Origin of the sequence: Dactylosporangium salmoneum, from assembly GCF_039532525.1 — a bacterium.
GTDB classification, from domain to species: domain Bacteria; phylum Actinomycetota; class Actinomycetes; order Mycobacteriales; family Micromonosporaceae; genus Dactylosporangium; species Dactylosporangium salmoneum.
Genome location: NZ_BAAARV010000032.1, coordinates 25,450 through 44,494, shown reverse-complemented (window position 1 = coordinate 44,494; position 19,045 = coordinate 25,450). Strand labels below are relative to the sequence as shown.

The following is a 19,045-nucleotide window of genomic DNA, read 5'->3' as shown; positions in this document are numbered from 1 at the left end:
GCGTCCGGCCGCCGAGGCGGGACGCAACCGCCGCGGTCACACTCCGCGATCCCGCCATCACGCATCGAGCAACGTCCGCACCATTCGGTGAGACGGCGATACCCGAAAAGTCGGATATGTCCGTCACGACGTGGCGGACATATCCCGTCGAACGCTTACTCTCTGCGCACTGACACCGCCAGCCGGCCGTCCCCGTCCCGCAGCACCGCAAGGTCTCCGTGCTCATCGGTACGCAACACCTGCGCCCCGCCCCGCACGAGCCGAGCCATCAGTACCGGGCTCGGGTGCCCGTAGTCGTTGCCGGCCCCCACGCTGACCAGCGCGATCCGCGGCGCGACGGCCTCCAGGAAGCCCTCATCCTGATACGGCGAGCCGTGATGGGCGACCTTCAGGACGTCGGCCCGCAGCGCACCCGGATCGTCCGCCGCGAGCAGGCTGAGCTGCTCCTCCGTCTCCGCGTCGCCGGTCAGCAGCAGCCGCACCCCGCCGGTCGTCACCGCCAGCACCAGCGAGTTGTTGTTCGGATCCGAACGGGTGCCGGTCAGCGGACGCACCGGGCCGAGCACCACCAGGTGCACCCCGCCCACGTCCAGCGCCGCCCCCGGCGGGCCGGCCACGCGGGGCAGGCCGTGCGCGAGGACCGCGGCCCGCGCCGCGACCGGCTCGGCGAAGTCCGGCGCGAGCAGGCCGCCGACGGTGCGCCCGCGCAGCACGCCGTCGAGGCCGCCCACGTGGTCGGCGTGGAAGTGGCTCAGGACGAGCAGCGGGACGCGACGCACGCCGAGGCGACGCAGGCAGCCGTCGACCGGCTCCGGGTCCGGGCCCGCGTCGACGACCACCGCGGCGCCCGGGCCGGCCGCCAGGGCGAGCGCGTCGCCCTGGCCCACGTCGCAGGCCACGATCAGCCAGCCCGGCGGCGGCCAGCCCGCCGCGAGCAGGCGCACCGGCACCGCCCCGAGCACGGCGGCGACGGCGGTGACGAGGACCGCCCGCCGTACCGCCGGGAAGCGAAACCCCACCAGCAGCGCCGTCACCAGCAGCGCGAGCAGCAGCCCGCCCGCCGTGCCGGAGGGCCACGGCAGCACCCCGGCCGGCACGTCCGCGCCCCGGTGCGCGATGAGCACCAGCCAGCGGGCCGGCCACGACGCAAGCCAGGCGGCGAAGGCGGCCGCGGTGGGGGCGAGCGGCGACAGTACCGCCGAGAAGAGCCCCAGGATCGTGGCCGGCGCGACCGCGGGCTCCGCGAGGAGGTTGGCCGGGACGGTGGCCAGGCCGACCCCGCCGGAGATCGCGGCGATGACGGGCCCGCAGGCGGCCTGGGCCGCGGCCGGCACCGCGAGCGCCTCGGCGGCCACCCGCGGCCAGCCCCGGGCCTGCAGCGCCTCCCGCCACCGGGGCGCGATCAGCACCAGCCCGCCGGTGGCGAGCACCGACAGCGCGAACCCGGCGTCGACGGAGAGCTCCGGATCGACGACCACCAGCCCGAGCACCCCGGCCGCCAGCGACGGCACCGCCGCCCGCGGCCGCCCGAGCGCCAGCGCGACGAGGGCCAGCCCACCCATCGCGGCGGCCCGCAGCACGCTGGGCGAGGGACGCACCAGCACCACGAAGCCGGCCAGCGCGACGACGCACACGACGGCCGCCACCCGCGGCCCGGCCCGGGCCCACCGCGCGACCGCGAGCACCAGCCCGACCACGATCGCGAGGTTGGCGCCGGACACGGCTGTGAGATGCGTCAGCCCGGTCGTCTTGAAGTCGTCCGCGAGCGCGGGATCGAGCCGGCTGGTGTCCCCGACGACCAGGCCCGGCAGCAGCCCGCCCGGCTCGGCCGGCAGCCCCGCGCAGGCCCGCTGCAGACCGGCCCGGAGCACTCCGGCGGCCCGCTGCAGGTACGGCGCCGCCCCGATCGGCCGGGGCCTCCCCGGCGCCGAGACGAGCGCCGCCCGCAGGTCGCCTCCCCCGGCGGGCGCGAGCCGCCCCTCGGCCTCGGCCCGCTGGCCCGGCAGGAGCCCGAGCCACCCGCGGTCGGCCCCGAGCACCAGCACCCGGGCGCCCACGGCGATCCGCCGCCCGTCCCCGGTCGCGACCCACTCCAGCCGCGCCGGCACGACGACGGTGGCGTCCCGCCCCACGCGGCCCCGCCCGAGCCGGGGGTCGTCGGTGATCCGCACCTCGACCGTCACCTCCGCATGGCGCGCCGCCAGGCCCCGCAAGGGTTCGGCGTCGCGCTCCCCGACCCGCGCCGCCGTGGCCGCGGCGCCGCACGCCACCCCGGCCGCGACCGCCGCGACGACCCATCGCGTGGCCCGGACCGGACGCCGGCCGGCCAGGAATCGCGTGGCTCGGACCGGGCGCCGGCCGGCCAGGATGGGCCACGTGACGGCGATCAGCAGGGCCGATCCCGCGACGGCCCAGCCGGCGCCGGCCGGGACGAGGAGCGCGCCGATGGCCGCGGACCAGCAGCCCAGGGCGGCACCGGCCAGTCGCATGTCCGCGCTCATACCGTCACGCGGCCCTTGAGCTGCTGGTACTTGGCGTCGCCGATCCCCTCGACCTGCCGCAGGTCGCTCACCGCCCGGAAGCCGCCGTGGGCCTCGCGGTACTCCACGATCCGCTGCGCCAGCACCTCCCCGATCCCGGGCAGGGACTGCAGCTCGGCGGGCGTCGCGGTGTTGAGGTTGACCGGGCCGCCGGCGGGGCCGGCGCCCGGGTTGCCGGCGACCGCCCCCGGCGGCGGGGTCACGCCGATCGCGATCATCTCGCCGTCGACGACCTTGCGGGCGAGGTTGACGCCGGTGAGATCGACGCCGGGCAGCACCCCGCCGGCCGCCTCGATCGCGTCCGCCACCCTCGATCCGGCCGGTAGCCGCACCAGCCCCGGGTGCTGCACGCGGCCCGTGACGGAGACGACCAGCAGCGCCGCCGGGCTTGGCGAGCCCGCGGCCGCCGGGGCCGCGCTCACCTGCGGCGCCGCCGTCACCCGGGGCCGCGACCACCACACGATCCCGGCCGAGATGCACACCACGAGCCCGGCGACCACGAGCAGCACCCGCACCCCGCGCCGCCCCGGATCGAACGCCGAGAACCCGGCCCGCGGCTGTTCGTCCGGCAGCGCCGGGCGTCTCGATCTTCGGAACGCGCCGTCCCATGCGTACTCGTCGCCCGTGTCCGGGAGTTCCGAGGACAAGGGCGTGACCCGGGGGACATCGTCATCATGTTCGTCAGTGCGCCACATGACCCGGCAGGTTAGGCCGGAACGCCCGCCCCTCGCGGGCCTCGACCCCCGGATCTGTGGATAACCGACCCCTTGTGGATAACCGCCGGAACGGCAGTTGATCTGCTATGCGGCGGCCGCGGCCCGGTGCACCACCACGGCCACCATCCCCGGCCCGACGTGCGCGCCGACCACGGCGCCGACCTCGGTGAGGTACGCCGCCCGCAGCCGCTCCCCGAGCCGCTCCTTCAGCGTCGTGAGCAACGCGTCGGCCCGGTCCGGCGCGGCCAGATGGTGCACGGCGACGTCGACGTCCCCGTCGCCGGACACCTCCACGGCGATGTCGACCAGCCGGGCCAGCGCGCGGCCGGCCGTGCGGACCTTCTCCCGCACCACCACCCCCTGGTCGGTGGTGTGCAGGATCGGCTTCACCGACAGCGCGGTGCCCAGCAGCGCGGCCGCCGCCCCGATCCGCCCGCCGCGCCGCAGGAACTCCAGCGTGTCGACGTAGAACAGGGTCGTGGTCCGGGCGGCCGCGTCGACCGCCGCCTGCCGCACCTGCGCGAGCGAGCCCCCGGCGGCCGCGGCCTCGGCGGCGGCCAGGGCCGGGAAGCCGAGCCCCATCCCGGTCGACTGGGTGTCGATGACCGCGACCCGGTCGCCGAACTCCTCGGCCGCCAGCACCGCCGCGTCGTACGTGCCCGAGAGCCGCGCCGACAGGTGCACCGACAGGACGGAGTCCGCGCCGGAGTCGAGCAATTCGCGGTACACCTGGGAAAACGCCTCAGGCGAGGGACGCGACGTGGTCACGGCGACCCGCCGGGCGTTGAGGGCGTCGGCGACCGTGGCCGAGTCGACGTCGACGGTCTCCAGCCCCGGCACGCCGTTGACGACAACGGCGAGCGGCACGACATTGAGCCGCGCGGCGGGCGAGGCGGCGATGGGCAGCGGCGGAAGGTACGCGGTCGAGTCAGTGACCACGGCAACGGTCATGACCGCACCGTAGCCGATTCCGGCCCGGCGGCGCTCAGGGCTCGATCTTCGTGACCTTGAACGGCGTGCCCTGCTGGCAGGTCGTCATGAGGTCCGGCTGGGGCGTGCCGTACACGGTGACCTGCTGACCACTCTTCATCGCCGCCCGGTCCCCGCCGATCAGCAGGTAGGTCTTGGCGTCGGTGGCCAGCAGCACGCACCCGGGCTCCACCCCGTCCTTCAGCGTCCCCCGGACCGAAATCACCGAGCCGGCGGGCGGCGGGGCTGCCGCCGTTGGCGCGGTCGAGGAGGCCTCCGGCGAGGACGGCACGACCGAGGGCGGGGCCAGGGCCGGCGAGGACCCGTCGTGAGAGGCACAACCGCCCAGCGCCGCGAGCACGACCAACGTGGCGATGCGAAGTCTCATGACCGTTTGACGTTAGTCGCCCGGCCACGGTTCCGCGACGAATGCAACGAGACCGCTACGCAACGTTGTGGGCCTCGAGCATCCAGCCGCGCAGCGGGTCGCGCCGCAGGTGGGTGGCGTGGCAGTTGCGCAGCGCGCCGAGCGTCGGGGCCAGCGCCATCGGCCAGCCGAGCAGCCGGACGGTGGCGAACCGGGCGGCCGCCCCGTGGGTGGCCGCCACGATCACGGCGTCGGGCTCGGCGCCGTCGACCGCCTCCTGCAGGGCCGCGTGCATCCGCTTGGCCACCGAGTCGATCTCCTCGACCCCAGCGTCGTCGACCTCCTCGCCGCGCCGCCAGCGGGCGAACGACTCCGGCCAGCGCTCGGTCGCCTCGGCGTGGGTGTGCCCCTCCCACTCCCCGAAGCTGCGCTCGCGCAGCCGCGGGTCGTAGGTCACCGGCAGTCCGGACACGTCGACCAGAGCCCGGGCCGTGGTCGCCGCCCGGGTGAGGTCGCTGGCGATCAACACGGTGGGCTTCAGTGCGAGCAGCCGCGGCGCGCTCTCCATGGCCTGCGCCATCCCCACCGCGGACAGCGGGGTGTCGGTCTGACCTTGGATCCTGTGCGCGGCGTTCCACTCGGTCTGGCCGTGCCGCCAGAGCACGAGCAGCGTCATACGAGGCCCTCCATCGACAGGTCCCGGATCAGGCGGAAGCCGGCAGGTCGCGGTCCACGAACTCGATCTGCGGGCAGTCCTTCCACAGCCGATCGAGCGCGTAGAACTCCCGCTCCTCGGTGTGCTGCACGTGGACCACGATGTCGACGTAGTCCAGCAGCACCCACCGACCGCCGCGCTCGCCCTCGCGGCGCACCGGCTTGGCCTTCTCCGGCAGCTGCACCAGCCGCTCCTCGATCGCGTCGACGATCGACAGGACCTGCCGCTCGTTGGGCGCCGAGGCGAGCAGGAACGCGTCGGTGATGACAAGCTGATCGGCCACGTCGAGAATGACGATGTCTTCGGCCTTCTTGTCGGCGGCCGCCTGCGCGGCGGTGAGCGCCAGCTCGCGGGCACGCTCAGTGGCGGGCACCGGTCTCCCTTCGTCGAACGATCCCGGCCGACCTCACCGGGCTCGTTCCAGCCTCTCACGCGGGTACGACATTTTGCGCATCAGTTGTTGCCGACTTTTCGGTACAAACCGCGCTTTGCGATGTACTGCACAACGCCATCCGGCACCAAATACCAGACCGGCTTGCCCTCCTCCACGCGCCGCCGGCAGTCGGTGGACGAGATCGCCATGGCCGGCACCTGCACCAGGCTGACCGTGTCGTCCGGCAGGTGCGACGCGCTCAGCTCGAAGCCGGGCCGCGTCACGGCCACGAAGTGCGCCAGCTCGAAGAGATCGGCGGCGTCCTTCCACGAGAGGATCTTGCCGAGCGCGTCTGCGCCGGTGATGAAGAACAGCTCGGCATCGCTGCCGTACGCGTCCCGCAGATCCCGCAGCGTGTCCACCGTGTACGTCGGCCCGCCCCGGTCGATGTCGACGCGGCTGACCGTGAAGCGGGGGTTGGAGGCGGTGGCGATGACGGTCATGAGGTACCGGTCCTCGGCCGGGCTCACCGCGAACTCGCTCTTCTGCCAGGGCTGACCGGTCGGCACGAACACCACCTCGTCCAGCCCGAACCGGTCCGCGACCTCGCTGGCCGCCACCAGGTGTCCATGGTGGATCGGGTCAAAGGTGCCGCCCATGATGCCCACGCGCATCACCGCATCGTAATGATCGAACGGCCATTTGCCGTCGTGCCGATCGTCACCCCGGACACATCCGGCCGTCACCCGATCCGGGCGAGGCGCGGCGCGCGGGGCCACCCGCGGCGGTACGGTGGCGCCCATGACGCTGCCCCATCCGAAAGGCGACTTCGACAGCTCCCGCGCCGTGTGGAAGTCCGCACCGGGCGAAAGCCACGGCAGCCGGGTCGAGGTCGCGTTCGTCGACGATCTCATCGGCCTGCGCAACGGCGCCGACCCGGACAGCCCCATCCTGGTCTTCACCCAGGCCGAGTGGGACGCCTTCGTGGCGGGCGCCAAGGACGGCGAGTTCGACGTCTGACACCCGCCCGGGGCGGCCCACCGGCCCGCGGCGACGGCGGCTCAGAGCAGCAGCGTCCGGAGCGGCCCCATCCGCTCCAGGCGCGGCGCGAGCGCGCGCACCTGCAGCAGCAGTGTCACCGCCGTGAACGTCGGCTCCTCGTCCGGCGGCCGGTATCCGGCCCGCCCCGCCAGGAACTCGGCCACCTCGGCCCAGTCGTAGACCGGCCGCCGTGGGTGCGCGAACACAACGCCCGGCAGCGGCCAGGCCCGCACCACCTCCGCCGGCCGCCCGAGCCGCTCCGCCACCGTCTCCACGGTGACCAGCGAGTCGTCGGCGACCGCCGCCGCGGCCCCCAGGCCCGCCGCGTCGAGGTCGCGGACCGCCGACACGACCGCGTCCAGCAGCCCGGGCGCCATCCGGTCGAAGGCCACCCAGGCGACGGCCCCGTCCGCGGCCGGTAGCGCGCACGGCAGCCCGTCGAACTCAGGCGCCGCCGGGACGGTGCCGACCTCCACACACAGATCGTCCGCCCGGTCGAAGAGCGCGTCCGCCGCCGCGTCGGGCAGCCCGCCCGCGACCATCAGCCGGAACTGCCGCAGCCGCGTCATCGCAGCCCCCCGCAGGCCCGGTGCCGCTGCGCGAACGCGTCGATCCGCCGCGCCACCCGCTGCGCCGTGAGGCCGCGCGGCACGTTGGCCGGCACCCCCAGCCAGCCCCGGCACACCGGGCACTCCAGCCGCAGCCAGGCCCGGTCCTCGTCGATGTACCGATGCACAGGTCCTCCCCCCGTGATCCCTTCCCGCCGCTCCAGCGAACACCAGAAAACGCCGCTTGGGAGGGGCCAGCCGGGAGCCCCCGTCGCTGCCCGATATCGATGCATCCGACGCAGCCGTCCGGGGTGCTAACCTCGGATACATGTCGCAGTGCCCCGCGTATCGACAGAGCTGGCGCGCCCCATAGGGGCGGCCATCCTTCGCGCACCGCGATATCCCCACATATCACCACGGCCGCCCGATCCGGGCGGTCGCTTCGTATGCGCGCACGCTCGGCTCGGGCCCGAATCCGAACAGGAGCGAGCGCCATGTCCAACAGCCTGTCCAACCGCCGCATCTCGGGCTTCAAGCCCACCGGCCCGCTGCAGCTCGGCAACTACGTCGGCGCGATCCGCCCGACGGTCGAGGGCCAGCACGCCCACCCCACGATCGCCTTCGTCGCCGACCTCCACGCCTTGACCGTGCCCCACGACCCGGAGCGGCTGCGCGAGCTGTCCCTGCAGGTCGCCGGCCTGCTGGTGGCCGCCGGCCTGGACCCGCGCCGCACGCTCCTCTACCGCCAGTCCGACCTGCCCGCCCATGCCGAGCTGCACTACCTGCTCGAGTGCGTCGCGAGCTACGGCGAGGCGCACCGGATGGTCCAGTTCAAGGAGAAGGGCGGCGGCTCCGGCACGCGCCTGTCCCTGCTCACCTACCCGGTCCTCATGGCCGCCGACATCCTGCTGCACGACATCGAGGAGGTGCCGGTCGGGCGCGACCAGCGCCAGCACGTCGAGCTGGCCCGGGACATCGCCATGCGCTTCAACGAGCGCTACGGCCCGGCGCTGACCGTCCCCCGGGCCGTCCACCCGCCGATCGCGGCCCGCCTGGCCGACCTCGCCGACCCGACAGCCAAGATGGGCAAGACCAACGCGAGGTCCAACGGCGTGCTGTTCCTGCTCGACCCGCCCGACGTCCTGCGCCGCAAGATCATGCGGGCGGTGACGGACGGCGGCACCGAGGTCGCCTACGACCCCGAGCACAAGCCGGGCGTGGCCAACCTGATCGATTTGATCTCGGCATGCACGGGCGGCAAGCCCGAGCAGATCGCCCAGCATCACGAAACGTACGGCGCCCTCAAGTCCACCGCGGTGGACGCCGTCCTGAGCATCATCGAACCCATGCAGCAGCGGTACAACCAGCTCACCGAGGACGAGATCGGGCAGATCCTGGCCGATGGCGCCGAACAGGCCCAGGACAGGGCCGCAAAGACCGTGCACCGCGTCAAGGAGGCCATGGGCCTCACCACCGCACGGCGCGCTCCCGCAGGTACCCCAGCGAGGCCGCAGACGGCGCAGCAACCGCACTGAAGCGGGCCGGCCGGTAGGAGACCTCCTCGAACAGCAGATCGGCCTCCACCAGCAGCGCCCACGGCACGTGGAACACCCGCTCGCCCGGCACGGACACGCCCACCAGATCCACGGAGGGCAGCAGCGCCGGCGTCCCGACCGCCCAGGTGGCCGTCGTGAACGCCGACCCGTCCGGCCGGGCGGCGAGGGTGGCCTCGGCCAGCCGCGGATCGCCCAGGGTCCGCCGCTGGTGCTCGGCGACGTCGACCGCGAGCCGCCGGGCCGCCCGGGCCGCGGCCGGGTACGCCGGATGCCCCCGAGCCGGCAGGAACGGCACCACGCGCCCGTCGTCGTCGGTCGTGTACGCCATCGGCGACAGCGGCCGCGGCGTGCGCGCGTACTCGTCCCCGGCCAGCTCGAACAGCTGCTCGACCAGCCGCGGCTCGTCGGCGCAGACCAGCAGCATGAGCGTGCTGGGCAGGAACGCCACCGCCCGCCCGCCGACCTGCTCGTCGAGCTCGGCCAGCCAGCCCTCCAGGAGCACCCAGGAGACGAGGTGCTCGCCGCCGTAGTCGGGCACGTGCAGTACCGATGGACCGAAGAAGCCCGCCGAGGCAGGCAGCTCGGCGCGGGCCAGCGTGCGCTGGTGTGCCGCGGCGAAGATCTCCTCCGGGCTCACCCCCCAGCGGCCGGGGCTGTCGATGTCCAGCGGGATCTCGCCGACGAGCACGATCTCGTCGAGGTGCGGCAGGGCGGGCCTGCGCAGCGTGCGGGTGCCCCGGGCCGCGTGGCGCAGGGCGAGCCGCAGCTCGGGCAGCGCGGCCGCGAAGCTCTCGGGCTGGGCCGGCGGGATGAGGCTGTGCGCGACGAACTCCCGGACGAACTGCTTGCGATCGCCCGGACTGCGTTGGTACTGCGAAAACGCCTTGGAAAGAAACAATGTGCTGTACGCGTCCTGGCCGCATTCGCACACGATGGCGAACTGGGTCGGGCGGAATTCGGCGTCCCGGAATCCGAGTCTGCGCAGCTCGGCCAGCACCTGGTCGGCGAAGCGCTCCCGTGGTGAACGGGCCGGTCGGGTCAGCCGCTCGAGGATGCCCACCGACCAGACACTAGCCTCAGGCGAGCTCGGACGCGATGGCCTCGGGTGCAATCACGAGTTTTTCGTAACAGAGGCTGAGCGGGCTGTGTACGTACGGTCCATAGGGCGGAATCGGTCGGTAACCGGCGGATTCGTACAATCGGATCGACTCGGGCTGCCGCGCCCCGGTCTCCAGCCGGATCATCAGGTAGTGCGAGCCCGCGGCGAGGTCCTCCAGCGCGGCGAGCATGCGCCGGGCCAGGCCGTTGCCCCGGTAGGCCGGCCGCACGTACATCCGCTTGACCTCGACGGTCTGGTCGTCCAGCGGCTGGATCGCGCCGCAGCCGGCCGCCACCCCGTCCACCGTGGCCAGCACGAACCTGGCCAGCGGGTCGATCGGGAAGCGCCGCGCGGCGGGGCTGCCGTAGCGGTTGGCGGCCTCGGCAGCCGAGAGCGCGACCAGCTCGGACACGGCCGGGTCGGCCGGCGAGCGGCGGACCACCCGGGTCTCCCGCCCGGCGTCGTCGAAGCGCTTCTCGAAGCAGCGGCTGGCCTCGTGCTTCACGTATCCCCCGAACCGCGGGATGGGCCGGTAGCCCGCCGCGAGGAACAGCGAGATCGCCTCGGGCGAGGTCACCCCGGCCTCGAGCCGCACGACGCGGTGCCCGCGAGCGGCGGCGAGGTCCTCGAGGGCGGCCAGCATGCGGCGGGCCATGCCCCGGCCGCGGTGCGCCGGGCGCACGTAGAGCCGGGTCACCTCGGCCGTGTCGATGTCGATCGCGAGCAGCGCGCCGCAGGCGACGGCGTCGCCGCCGACGACCGCGACCAGATACCGGGCGGCCGGGTCGACCGCGTACACGTGGCCGTCCCGGCCACCGTCGCGCGCCCGCAGCTCGACCTGCTGGTCGACCACGAGCGCGATGACCTCCGAGTCGCCCGATGGACGATGCTCGATCAACATGGAACGACGGTACGCACCCTCGATTTCCCCGATGTTTCCCTGAACTGGTAAATCACGTTGCGCGGAGGATCAAAAATCCTCGTCCTCGTCGTCGCCCCCGGGCGAAACTTCCAGCTCCTCGTAGGGCCGGCGGCGGGCCGCCCGCATGGCCTTGCGCTCGGCCGCCCCGACCCGCTTGGACGAGTCTTCGAGGCGGTAGTCGGTGCCCCGGTTACCGGGCACGAACTCCTCCTCGACAAACAGGTTCGGCTGCCAATCGAATTCACGGACGCCAATGCGAACCGGGTCTCCGGGTTGCGCGCCGGCCTTCTTCAGCGCCGTCTCGACGCCGAGCCGGGCGAGGCGGTCGGCAAGATACCCGACGGCCTCGTCGTTGTCGAAGTTGGTCTGGCGCACCCAGCGCTCCGGGGCGCCGCCCTTGACCACGTACACGCCCTCGGCGTCACGCTCGATGACGAAGCCGCTGTCGTCGACCGCGACCGGGCGCAGGATGATCCGGGTCCGCTCCGGCGGCGGCGCGGCCGCCCGGTGCTGCTTGACGAGGTCGGCGAGGGCGAACACCAGCTCACGCAGCCCCTCGTGGGTGACCGCGCTGACCACGTGCACGGCGTAGCCGCGGGCCTCGAGCTCGGGGCGGACGATGTCGGCGAGGTCGCGCCCGTCGGGCACGTCGATCTTGTTGAGCACCACCAGCCGGGGCCGGTCCTCCAGCCCGCCGTAGGCGGCCAGCTCGGCCTCGATGGCGTCGATGTCGGAGAGCGGATCGCGCTCGGTCTCCAGCGCCGCGGTGTCGACCACGTGGGCGAGCACGGCGGTGCGCTCGATGTGCCGCAGGAACTCCAGGCCCAGGCCCTTGCCGGTGGCCGCGCCGGGGATGAGCCCGGGCACGTCGGCGACGGTGAAGGTCTCCTCGCCGGCCTGCACCACGCCGAGGTTGGGCACCAGGGTGGTGAACGGGTAGTCGGCGATCTTCGGCCGGGCCGCGGAGATGGCCGCGATCAGCGACGACTTGCCGGCCGACGGGAAGCCGACCAGCCCGACGTCGGCGACGCTCTTGAGCTCCAGGACGACGTCGATCGTCTCGCCCGGCTCGCCCAGCTCGGCGAAGCCGGGGGCCTTGCGGCGGGTGCTGGCCAGGGAGGCGTTGCCCCGCCCGCCGCGTCCGCCGCGGGCCAGCTCGAACTGGGTGCCGACGCCGACGAGGTCGGCCAGCACGTCGCCGTCGATGCTCTGCACCACGGTGCCGTCGGGCACCCGCAGCGTGAGCGTCTCGCCGTTGGCCCCGTCGCGGTCGTTGCCGGCCCCGCCGTTGCCGTTGCGCGCCTTCTGATGCGGGTGGAAGTGGAAGTCCAGCAGGGTGTGCACGCCGGCGTCGACGACCAGCGTGACGCTGCCGCCGTGGCCGCCGTCGCCGCCGTCGGGGCCGCCGAACGGCTTGAACTTCTCCCGGTGGATGGACACGCAGCCGTGACCGCCGTCGCCGGCCTTCACGTGCAGCACGGCCCGGTCAACGAACGAGGTCACGGTGCACACCTTTCAAAAGCTGTTTTATGGCTCCGGTCCGTCGTGGTGACGACCGTTGGTTCCGTCAGCGCCTGGTCTGGGTCGATCCGAGCGAAGCCCAATCGAGCCAGACTAGGCGAAGCGGTCGAAGCTGGCGCTTCTCCCTGCCAGCTTCGACGTGGGTCACGGTCAGAACCAAAACCCCGGAACACAGCAACGGCGGGCGAGGGGCTGTTATGCCCCCTGCCCGCCGCGCGAAGAAACGAACTCAGCCCTCGGCCGGAGTGATGCTCACGGTCTTGCGGCCGCGCTTGAAGCCGAAGGTCACGTGACCCTGAGCGAGCGCGAACAGCGTGTCGTCGCCACCGCGGCCGACCAGGTCGCCCGGGTGGAACTTGGTCCCACGCTGGCGGATGATGATCTCGCCGGCGTTGACCAGCTGGCCGCCGAACCGCTTCACGCCGAGCCGCTGGGCGGCGGAGTCGCGCCCGTTCCGCGAGCTGGACGCACCCTTTTTGTGTGCCATGGCGCTTAGCCCTACTTCCCGGTGGAGATGCCGGTGACCTTCACCTGGGTCAGCGGCTGACGGTGACCCTGGCGCTTGTGGTAGCCGGTCTTGTTCTTGAACTTGTGGATCCGGATCTTCGGACCCTTGGTGTGCGCGACAAGCTCGGCGGTCACCGAGGCGCTGGCAAGCTTGGCCGCGTCGGTGATGAGATCCTCGCCGTCGACAAGCAGGACCGCGGAGAGCGTCAGCGCATCGCCCGGCTCGCCCACGAGCTTCTCGACCTCGATCACATCGCCCTCGGCGACCTTGTACTGCTTGCCGCCGGTCTTGACGATCGCGTACATAGGACGCGGACTCCTGTCGTAGAGCTCTGGCGGGCTGATCCGGGCCGCGCACTCTCAGGAGAAAGCACGCAAAGACCCTGCACACGAAAGTGCGCTTTGATGAGAGTACGCCATCGCTGGCGTACTCCCCAAATCAGGGCCGGGTCCGGCGGCGAACGCCACCCCGGCGAGTCCGGCGGCGGGCGCCACCGGTCTCCTCCTCGTCGTCCTCGACGTTGTCCGGGTCGTCCTCGGAGGCGATCGGCGTGAACTCCGCCTCCTCCTGGACGTCCTCGACCACGTGCGGGGCCTCGACGGTGGTCTCCTCCTCGGCGACCGCGGTGGCGCCGCGACGACCGCGACGGCGGCTGCGCGGGGCGGGCACGTCGGCCTCCTCCACGCCCGTGGTCACGCCGGGCGACGCGGCGGCCGAGGCGACCTTGGCCACGGCGTGGTTCTGCCCACCGCCGCCCCCGCCACCGCCGCCACGCTTCTCCGGGATCGGCTCGGTGTGGATGATCAGGCCGCGGCCCTTGCACACCTCGCAGGTCTCGCTGAAGGCCTCCAGCAGGCCCTGGCCGACCCGCTTGCGGGTCATCTGGACCAGGCCGAGCGAGGTGATCTCGGTGACCTGGTGCTTGGTCCGGTCCCGGCCCAGGCACTCGGTCAGCCGGCGCAGCACCAGCTCGCGGTTGGACTCCAGGACCATGTCGATGAAGTCGATGACGATGATGCCGCCGAGGTCGCGCAGCCGCAGCTGGTGAACGATCTCCTCGGCCGCCTCGAGGTTGTTGCGGGTGACCGTCTCCTCGAGGTTGCCGCCGGCGCCGGTGTACTTGCCGGTGTTCACGTCGATCACGGTCATCGCCTCGGTACGGTCGATGACCAGGCTGCCGCCGGAGGGCAGGAACACCCGCCGGTCCAGCGCCTTGATCAGCTGCTCGTCGATGCGCAGGTCCGCGAAGGCGTCGCCCGTGCCCGTGTACCGGCGCACCCGCTCCACCAGGTCCGGCGAGACGTGCGACAGGTAGGGCTCGACCGACTCGAAGGCGTCGTTGCCCTGGATCACCAGGTCGCGGAAGTCCTCGTTGAACAGGTCGCGCACGACCCGCACGACCAGCTCGGGCTCCTCGTAGAGCAGGGCCGGCGCGCTGCTGCTGCCGGCCTTCTCCTGGATGGCCTCCCACTGCGCCTGCAGCCGCTTGACGTCGCGGGCCAGGTCGTCCTCGGAGGCGCCCTCGGCCGCGGTGCGCACGATCACGCCCGCGCCGTCGGGGACCAGGTTCTTGAGCACGTCGCGCAGGCGCTTGCGCTCCACGTCGGAGAGCTTGCGGCTGATCCCGGAGGCGTTGCCGTGCGGCACGTAGACCAGGTGCCGCCCGGACAGCGCGATGTGGCTGGTCAGGCGGGCGCCCTTGGTGCCGATCGGGTCCTTGGTCACCTGCACGAGCACCGAGTCGCCGGACTTGAGCGCCTGCTCGATGGTGCGGGTGCGCCCCTCGAGCCCGGTGGCGTCCCAGTTGACCTCGCCGGCGTAGAGCACCGCGTTGCGGCCCCGGCCGATGTCGACGAACGCCGCCTCCATGCTGGGCAGCACGTTCTGCACCCGGCCGAGGTACACGTTGCCGACCATGGAGCTCGACGAGGCCCGGGTGACGTAGTGCTCGACCAGCACCTTGTCCTCGAGCACGGCGATCTGCGTCCGGTCGTTCTTCTGCCGGATGACCATGGTGCGGTCCACGGCCTCGCGGCGGGCCAGGAACTCGGACTCGCTGAGGATCGGCGGACGGGTGCGGCGCTGCTCGCGGCCGTCCCGGCGGCGCTGGCGCTTGGCCTCCAGCCGGGTCGAGCCGGAGACGCCCTGCACCTCGTCGCGCTCGCGGGTGGTGGTGCGCGGCTCGCGGATCTTCACGACCACGTGCGGGTCGTCGCCCGTTTCGGCGTCGCCGGCCGCGCCCTTGCGCCGGCGGCGGCGCCGGCGGCGGGTCAGCCCCTCGCCCTCGCCCTCGTCCTCGCCGTCCTCGTCGGCGGACGCCTCGGCCTCCTCCTCCGCGGCGGCCTCCTCGTCGGCCCCCTCGGCCTCGGCGGCCTCCTCGTCCAGCTCGTCGCCGGCGGTGCCGCGCCCGCGGCCCCGGCCGCGACGGCCGCGACGGCGCCGGCGGCGACCCCCGGCGGTCTCGAAGTCCTCGTCCTCCTCGCCTTCCTCGGCCTCCTCGGCCTCCTCGGCCTCTTCGGGCGCCTCGACGGCCTCCTCGACCGTCGCCTCGACGAAGACGTCCTCGGCGGCGGCCCGGCCGCGGCGGCGGCGCCGGCGACCGGCCGGCTCCTCCTCCTCGGCGGGCTCCTCGGGCTCGAGGGCGACGATCTGCTCGCTGGGCGACATGAACAGCAGCTGCACCGGCGCGGGGGCGCGGCGCCCGCGGCGGGCCGGCGGCGGCTCCTCGACCTCGGCCAGGGGCTCGAGCTCCTCGGGCGTCTCCTCCTCCGCGTCGGCCAGGAGCTCGTCGACGGCGACGGGCTCCGGCTCCTCGGCGGAAGGCTCCTCGACCGGAGGCTCCTCGACGACCGGGGGCTCCTCGACGACCTTGGCGCGACTGCGCCGGGCGCGGGTGGCCTTCACCGGGGCCGGTGGTGGCTCCTCGATCGGCAGGGCCTGCTGTCCGGACTCGCCGGATTCGCCCGACTCCTCGCTCGCCGTCACCTTCCGCCGACGGCGCGTGGTCGCCTTGACGGGAGCCGGCTCCTCCGCGGCGGGCGGAGCCTCGGGCTCCGCCGCCGGCTCGGCGGCGGCCTTCGTGGTCCGGCGCCGCGTACGACGCACGGGGGTAGTGGTCTCTTCGCTGGCTGCGGCAACAGCCACCGGCTCCTCGCCGGTGGTCTCGCCGCTCGCCGACTCGTTGTCGAACATGCGGACGTTCTCCAGTTCTGGCGCTCCCGGGCGCGTCACAACGCAGCCACACGAGGGCACCGCATATATGTTGTGCCGGCGGAGGTTTCCGCTCACGCGGACGATCCGCCGAAAGTCTGCCAACCTCGCGCCCGGCGACCGGCGGCCCGCCACCTGGCGAGTCACCCGTCGTCTACAGCGACGAAGTCCCCACGACTGCCGCCGGCCGATCCACGTCGCCGGACTGGGCGAGCGGATCGACGAGCTCACCCTGCTCGGTCAGCACTCCCTGAGCCAGTCGGGTCGCACGGGGCGGAACCGGCGGCTCCAGGTCGGCCACAACGCGCAGACCGGACAGCACATCGTCGGGTCGCACGGTCGGGGTTACCTGCCGCACGACAAGGTCGAGTATCGCACACGGTATGTCAGTGACCTCGGAAGGTACGTCACCGGGAGCGGAATCCGACAGAACTTCAAGGTCGGAGCAGTCCAACGACACCACCGCTACGCGCGTGTCGAAGGTACGCCGGCCCTGCTTGGTGAGGCGTTCGACGAGCACCTCGGGGGCGTCGAGGAACGCGCGGATGGCCACCGTGGCGTCGTGTGCCGACACGCCGGGCAGCTCGATCCGCCACGCCGAGGCGTCGATCCGGTCGGCGAGGCTGCCCCCGCCGTTGAGCGGCGACTCGACCGCCTCGAGCACGTCGAGGCCGGGCGAGAGGGCGGCGTCGAGCGCCACCCGCAGCTGGTCCGGCTCGACGACGGCCCGCAAGCCGATCTCCAGGTACTCCGCCTCGCTGGCCACCCCCGTCGGCGCGGCGCTGGCGTAGGAGACCTTCGGGTGCGGGGTGAAGCCCTGGGAGTACGCGATCGGCACGTTGGCCCGCAGCAGCGCCCGCTCGAAGGCCCGGGCGAAGTCGCGGTGGGAGGTGAACCGCAGGGGGCCCCGCTTGGCGTACCGCAGCCGGATCCGCTGGACGACGGGGTCCTGGTTGCTCTCGGGCTGACGCTTAGCCATGGTTCGCCTCGGTAGTTCCAGCAGAAGCACTGGGCACCCGCAGCCCGGCAACGGGGGTGAGCGGCAGGAGCTTGCGCCCCGTGGGCCCGATCTGGATCTCGGTGTCCTGGCTCGGGCAGACGCCGCAGTCGAAGCACGGCGTCCAGCGGCAGTCGTCCTGCTCGTAGCCGGTCAGGGCGTCCTGCCAGTCCTGCCAGAGCCAGTCCTTGTCCAGCCCGGAGTCCAGGTGGTCCCAGGGCAGGACCTCGTGCTGCTCGCGCTCCCGGGTGGTGAACCAGGCCAGGTCCACGCCGAACTCCGGCAGCACCTCGGCCGCCGCGCCGACCCAGCGGGCGAAGGAGAAGTGCTCGGACCAGCCGTCGAAGCGGCCGCCCTGCTCCCAGACCCGGCGGATCACCGCGCCGACGCGCCGGTCGCCCCGGCTGAGCAGGCCCTCCACCTGTGAGGGCTCGCCGTCGTGGTACCGGTAGCCGATCGCCTTGCCCAGCGACCGGTCGGCGTTGATGGCGTCCTTGAGTGCCTTGAGCCGCCGGTCGATGACTTCCGGCTCCTCCATGGGCGCCCACTGGAAGGGCGTGTGCGGCTTGGGCACGAAGCCGCCGATGGAGACCGTGCAGCGGATGTCCCGCGACCCGGTGGCGGACCGGCCGGCCCGGATCACCTCGTGCGCAAGCTTGGCGATCTGCAGCACGTCGTCGTCGGTCTCGGTGGGCAGGCCGCACATGAAGTACAGCTTCACCTGGCGCCAGCCGTTGGTGTACGCCGTGACGACCGTGCGGATCAGGTCCTCCTCGGTGACCATCTTGTTGATCACCTGGCGGATCCGCTCCGAGCCGCCCTCGGGCGCGAAGGTGAGGCCGGTGCGCCGGCCGTTGCGGGAGAGCTCCTGGGCCAGCGTCACGTTGAACGCGTCGACCCGGGTCGAGGGCAGCGACAGCGAGACGTTGGTCCCCTCGTACTGCTGCGCCAGCCCCGAGCACATGTCGCCGATCTCGGAGTGGTCCGCCGAGGACAGCGACAGCAGCCCCACCTCGTGGAAGCCGGAGAACTCCAGCCCCTCCTTGACCATCTGCCCCACGGTCGTGATCGAGCGCTCGCGGACCGGCCGCGTGATCATCCCCGCCTGGCAGAAGCGGCAGCCCCGGGTGCAGCCGCGGAAGATCTCGACCGCGTAGCGCTCGTGGACCGTCTCGGCCAGCGGCACCAGCGGCTTCTTCGGGTACGGCCACGCGTCAAGGTCCATCGTGGTCCGCTTGTGCACGCGGAAGGGCACGTCGGCCCGGTTCGGCACGACGCGCTGGATGCGCCCGTCCGGCAGGTAGTCGACGGCGTAGAAGCGCGGCACGTACACCGACTCGGTCCGCGCCAGGCGCAGCAGCAGCTCGTCGCGTCCGCCGGGCGCTCCCTCGGCCTTCCACTTGCGGACGATCTCGGTGATCTCCAGGACCGCCTCCTCGCCGTCGCCGAGCACGGCGGCGTCGATGAAGTCGGCGATCGGCTCCGGGTTGAAGGCCGCGTGGCCGCCGGCGACCACGATCGGGTGCCGTTCGTCCCGCTCGCGCGCCTCGAGCGGGATGCCGGCCAGGTCGAGCATGGTGAGCATGTTGGTGTAGCCGAGCTCGGTTGCGAACGAGACGCCGAACAGGTCGAACGCGACGACCGGCCGGTGCGCGTCCACCGTGAACTGCGGCACGCCCTCGGCGCGCATGAGCGCCTCGAGGTCGGGCCACACGGCGTAGGTGCGCTCGGCGAGCACGTCGGGCTGCTCGTTGAGCACCTCGTAGAGGATCTGCACGCCCTGGTTGGGCAGGCCGACCTCGTAGGCGTCCGGGTAGGACAGCGCCCACCGCACCGTGGCGGCGTCCCAGTCCTTCACTACCGCGCCGAGCTCACCGCCGACGTACTGGATCGGCTTGCTGATCCGCGGCAGCAGTCGCTCGAGTTGCGGGAAGACGCTCGTCACACTCACGGATAACCAGGG

At 72.9% G+C, this 19,045-nt stretch carries 19 protein-coding genes; 2 read left to right on the top strand and 17 right to left on the bottom strand.

What is annotated here, in order from left to right:
* Positions 1–155 precede the first annotated feature (155 nt).
* The 7 genes from ABD352_RS21505 to nadD form a co-directional block, all read right to left on the bottom strand.
* A complete protein-coding gene (locus ABD352_RS21505) occupies positions 156–2,501 on the bottom strand; it encodes a ComEC/Rec2 family competence protein (RefSeq protein WP_344614228.1) in 2,346 nt (781 codons plus the stop codon).
* Positions 2,498–3,235 carry a ComEA family DNA-binding protein gene (locus tag ABD352_RS21500; protein WP_344614227.1) on the bottom strand — a complete coding sequence of 246 codons (738 nt, stop codon included), beginning with the start codon at positions 3,233–3,235 and terminating at the stop codon, positions 2,498–2,500. Before ABD352_RS21500 ends, ABD352_RS21505 begins: the two co-directional genes overlap by 4 nt.
* Before the next feature lie 105 nt (positions 3,236–3,340).
* Complete coding sequence (locus ABD352_RS21495; RefSeq protein WP_344614226.1) at positions 3,341–4,207, bottom strand: DegV family protein; 867 nt, start codon at positions 4,205–4,207, stop codon at positions 3,341–3,343.
* A 34-nt stretch (positions 4,208–4,241) separates the two neighbouring features.
* Positions 4,242–4,613 carry a hypothetical protein gene (locus tag ABD352_RS21490; protein WP_344614225.1) on the bottom strand — a complete coding sequence of 124 codons (372 nt, stop codon included), beginning with the start codon at positions 4,611–4,613 and terminating at the stop codon, positions 4,242–4,244.
* A 55-nt stretch (positions 4,614–4,668) separates the two neighbouring features.
* The gene (locus ABD352_RS21485; RefSeq protein WP_344614224.1) at positions 4,669–5,268 is read right to left on the bottom strand and encodes a histidine phosphatase family protein; all 600 of its coding nucleotides are present in this window, start codon (positions 5,266–5,268) and stop codon (positions 4,669–4,671) included.
* A gap of 28 nt (positions 5,269–5,296) precedes the next feature.
* A complete protein-coding gene (rsfS, locus tag ABD352_RS21480; protein WP_344614223.1) occupies positions 5,297–5,680 on the bottom strand; it encodes a ribosome silencing factor in 384 nt (127 codons plus the stop codon).
* A gap of 80 nt (positions 5,681–5,760) precedes the next feature.
* Positions 5,761–6,354 (bottom strand): nicotinate-nucleotide adenylyltransferase, encoded by a 594-nt coding sequence (gene nadD / locus ABD352_RS21475; RefSeq protein ID WP_344614294.1) that lies wholly within the window; start codon positions 6,352–6,354, stop codon positions 5,761–5,763.
* Between the two features lie 127 nt (positions 6,355–6,481).
* On the opposite strand from nadD, the gene ABD352_RS21470 reads away from it, so the two are divergent.
* Complete coding sequence (locus ABD352_RS21470; protein ID WP_344614222.1) at positions 6,482–6,700, top strand: DUF397 domain-containing protein; 219 nt, start codon at positions 6,482–6,484, stop codon at positions 6,698–6,700.
* Positions 6,701–6,741: 41 nt separating this feature from the next.
* On the opposite strand, the gene ABD352_RS21465 is transcribed toward ABD352_RS21470, so the two are convergent.
* Complete coding sequence (locus ABD352_RS21465) at positions 6,742–7,290, bottom strand: hypothetical protein (protein ID WP_344614221.1); 549 nt, start codon at positions 7,288–7,290, stop codon at positions 6,742–6,744.
* Positions 7,287–7,457 carry a hypothetical protein gene (locus ABD352_RS21460; RefSeq protein WP_344614220.1) on the bottom strand — a complete coding sequence of 57 codons (171 nt, stop codon included), beginning with the start codon at positions 7,455–7,457 and terminating at the stop codon, positions 7,287–7,289. Before ABD352_RS21460 ends, ABD352_RS21465 begins: the two co-directional genes overlap by 4 nt.
* A 306-nt stretch (positions 7,458–7,763) precedes the next feature.
* Between ABD352_RS21460 and trpS the strand changes: the two genes are divergently transcribed.
* Positions 7,764–8,804 carry a tryptophan--tRNA ligase gene (gene trpS, locus ABD352_RS21455; RefSeq protein ID WP_344614219.1) on the top strand — a complete coding sequence of 347 codons (1,041 nt, stop codon included), beginning with the start codon at positions 7,764–7,766 and terminating at the stop codon, positions 8,802–8,804.
* Here the strand turns inward: trpS and ABD352_RS21450 are convergent.
* The 8 genes from ABD352_RS21450 to ABD352_RS21415 form a co-directional block, all read right to left on the bottom strand.
* Complete coding sequence (locus tag ABD352_RS21450; protein WP_344614218.1) at positions 8,737–9,885, bottom strand: hypothetical protein; 1,149 nt, start codon at positions 9,883–9,885, stop codon at positions 8,737–8,739. The genes trpS and ABD352_RS21450 overlap by 68 nt on opposite strands.
* Positions 9,886–9,901: 16 nt before the next feature.
* Complete coding sequence (locus ABD352_RS21445) at positions 9,902–10,825, bottom strand: GNAT family N-acetyltransferase (protein WP_344614217.1); 924 nt, start codon at positions 10,823–10,825, stop codon at positions 9,902–9,904.
* Positions 10,826–10,894: 69 nt separating this feature from the next.
* Positions 10,895–12,349: a GTPase ObgE gene (obgE, locus tag ABD352_RS21440; protein WP_344614216.1), complete on the bottom strand. Its 1,455-nt coding sequence runs from the start codon at positions 12,347–12,349 to the stop codon at positions 10,895–10,897.
* Positions 12,350–12,596: 247 nt separating this feature from the next.
* The gene (rpmA, locus tag ABD352_RS21435) at positions 12,597–12,854 is read right to left on the bottom strand and encodes a 50S ribosomal protein L27 (protein WP_344614215.1); all 258 of its coding nucleotides are present in this window, start codon (positions 12,852–12,854) and stop codon (positions 12,597–12,599) included.
* A gap of 11 nt (positions 12,855–12,865) precedes the next feature.
* On the bottom strand, positions 12,866–13,180 hold the full coding sequence (gene rplU, locus ABD352_RS21430; RefSeq protein WP_344614214.1) for a 50S ribosomal protein L21: 315 nt from the start codon (positions 13,178–13,180) through the stop codon (positions 12,866–12,868).
* A 133-nt stretch (positions 13,181–13,313) separates the two neighbouring features.
* Entirely contained in the window at positions 13,314–16,067 is a 2,754-nt protein-coding gene (locus tag ABD352_RS21425; protein WP_344614213.1) for an Rne/Rng family ribonuclease, read from the bottom strand.
* Positions 16,068–16,239: 172 nt separating this feature from the next.
* Entirely contained in the window at positions 16,240–17,064 is an 825-nt protein-coding gene (locus ABD352_RS21420; RefSeq protein ID WP_344614212.1) for a TIGR03936 family radical SAM-associated protein, read from the bottom strand.
* Positions 17,057–19,033 (bottom strand): TIGR03960 family B12-binding radical SAM protein, encoded by a 1,977-nt coding sequence (locus tag ABD352_RS21415; protein WP_344614211.1) that lies wholly within the window; start codon positions 19,031–19,033, stop codon positions 17,057–17,059. Before ABD352_RS21415 ends, ABD352_RS21420 begins: the two co-directional genes overlap by 8 nt.
* Positions 19,034–19,045: the final 12 nt, after the last annotated feature.

Excerpts from the sequence above, each read along its gene's own strand:
- rpmA (WP_344614215.1), bottom strand. The coding sequence starts at position 12,854 with ATGGCACACAAAAAGGGTGCGTCCAGCTCGCGGAACGGGCGCGACTCC.
- ABD352_RS21470 (WP_344614222.1), top strand. The coding sequence starts at position 6,482 with ATGACGCTGCCCCATCCGAAAGGCGACTTCGACAGCTCCCGCGCCGTG.
- ABD352_RS21485 (WP_344614224.1), bottom strand. The coding sequence starts at position 5,268 with ATGACGCTGCTCGTGCTCTGGCGGCACGGCCAGACCGAGTGGAACGCC.
- nadD (WP_344614294.1), bottom strand. The coding sequence starts at position 6,354 with ATGCGCGTGGGCATCATGGGCGGCACCTTTGACCCGATCCACCATGGA.
- ABD352_RS21490 (WP_344614225.1), bottom strand. The coding sequence starts at position 4,613 with ATGAGACTTCGCATCGCCACGTTGGTCGTGCTCGCGGCGCTGGGCGGT.
- trpS (WP_344614219.1), top strand. The coding sequence starts at position 7,764 with ATGTCCAACAGCCTGTCCAACCGCCGCATCTCGGGCTTCAAGCCCACC.
- ABD352_RS21500 (WP_344614227.1), bottom strand. The coding sequence starts at position 3,235 with ATGTGGCGCACTGACGAACATGATGACGATGTCCCCCGGGTCACGCCC.
- ABD352_RS21495 (WP_344614226.1), bottom strand. The coding sequence starts at position 4,207 with ATGACCGTTGCCGTGGTCACTGACTCGACCGCGTACCTTCCGCCGCTG.
- ABD352_RS21505 (WP_344614228.1), bottom strand. The coding sequence starts at position 2,501 with ATGAGCGCGGACATGCGACTGGCCGGTGCCGCCCTGGGCTGCTGGTCC.
- ABD352_RS21425 (WP_344614213.1), bottom strand. The coding sequence starts at position 16,067 with ATGTTCGACAACGAGTCGGCGAGCGGCGAGACCACCGGCGAGGAGCCG.
- ABD352_RS21465 (WP_344614221.1), bottom strand. The coding sequence starts at position 7,290 with ATGACGCGGCTGCGGCAGTTCCGGCTGATGGTCGCGGGCGGGCTGCCC.
- ABD352_RS21445 (WP_344614217.1), bottom strand. The coding sequence starts at position 10,825 with ATGTTGATCGAGCATCGTCCATCGGGCGACTCGGAGGTCATCGCGCTC.
- ABD352_RS21420 (WP_344614212.1), bottom strand. The coding sequence starts at position 17,064 with ATGGCTAAGCGTCAGCCCGAGAGCAACCAGGACCCCGTCGTCCAGCGG.
- rplU (WP_344614214.1), bottom strand. The coding sequence starts at position 13,180 with ATGTACGCGATCGTCAAGACCGGCGGCAAGCAGTACAAGGTCGCCGAG.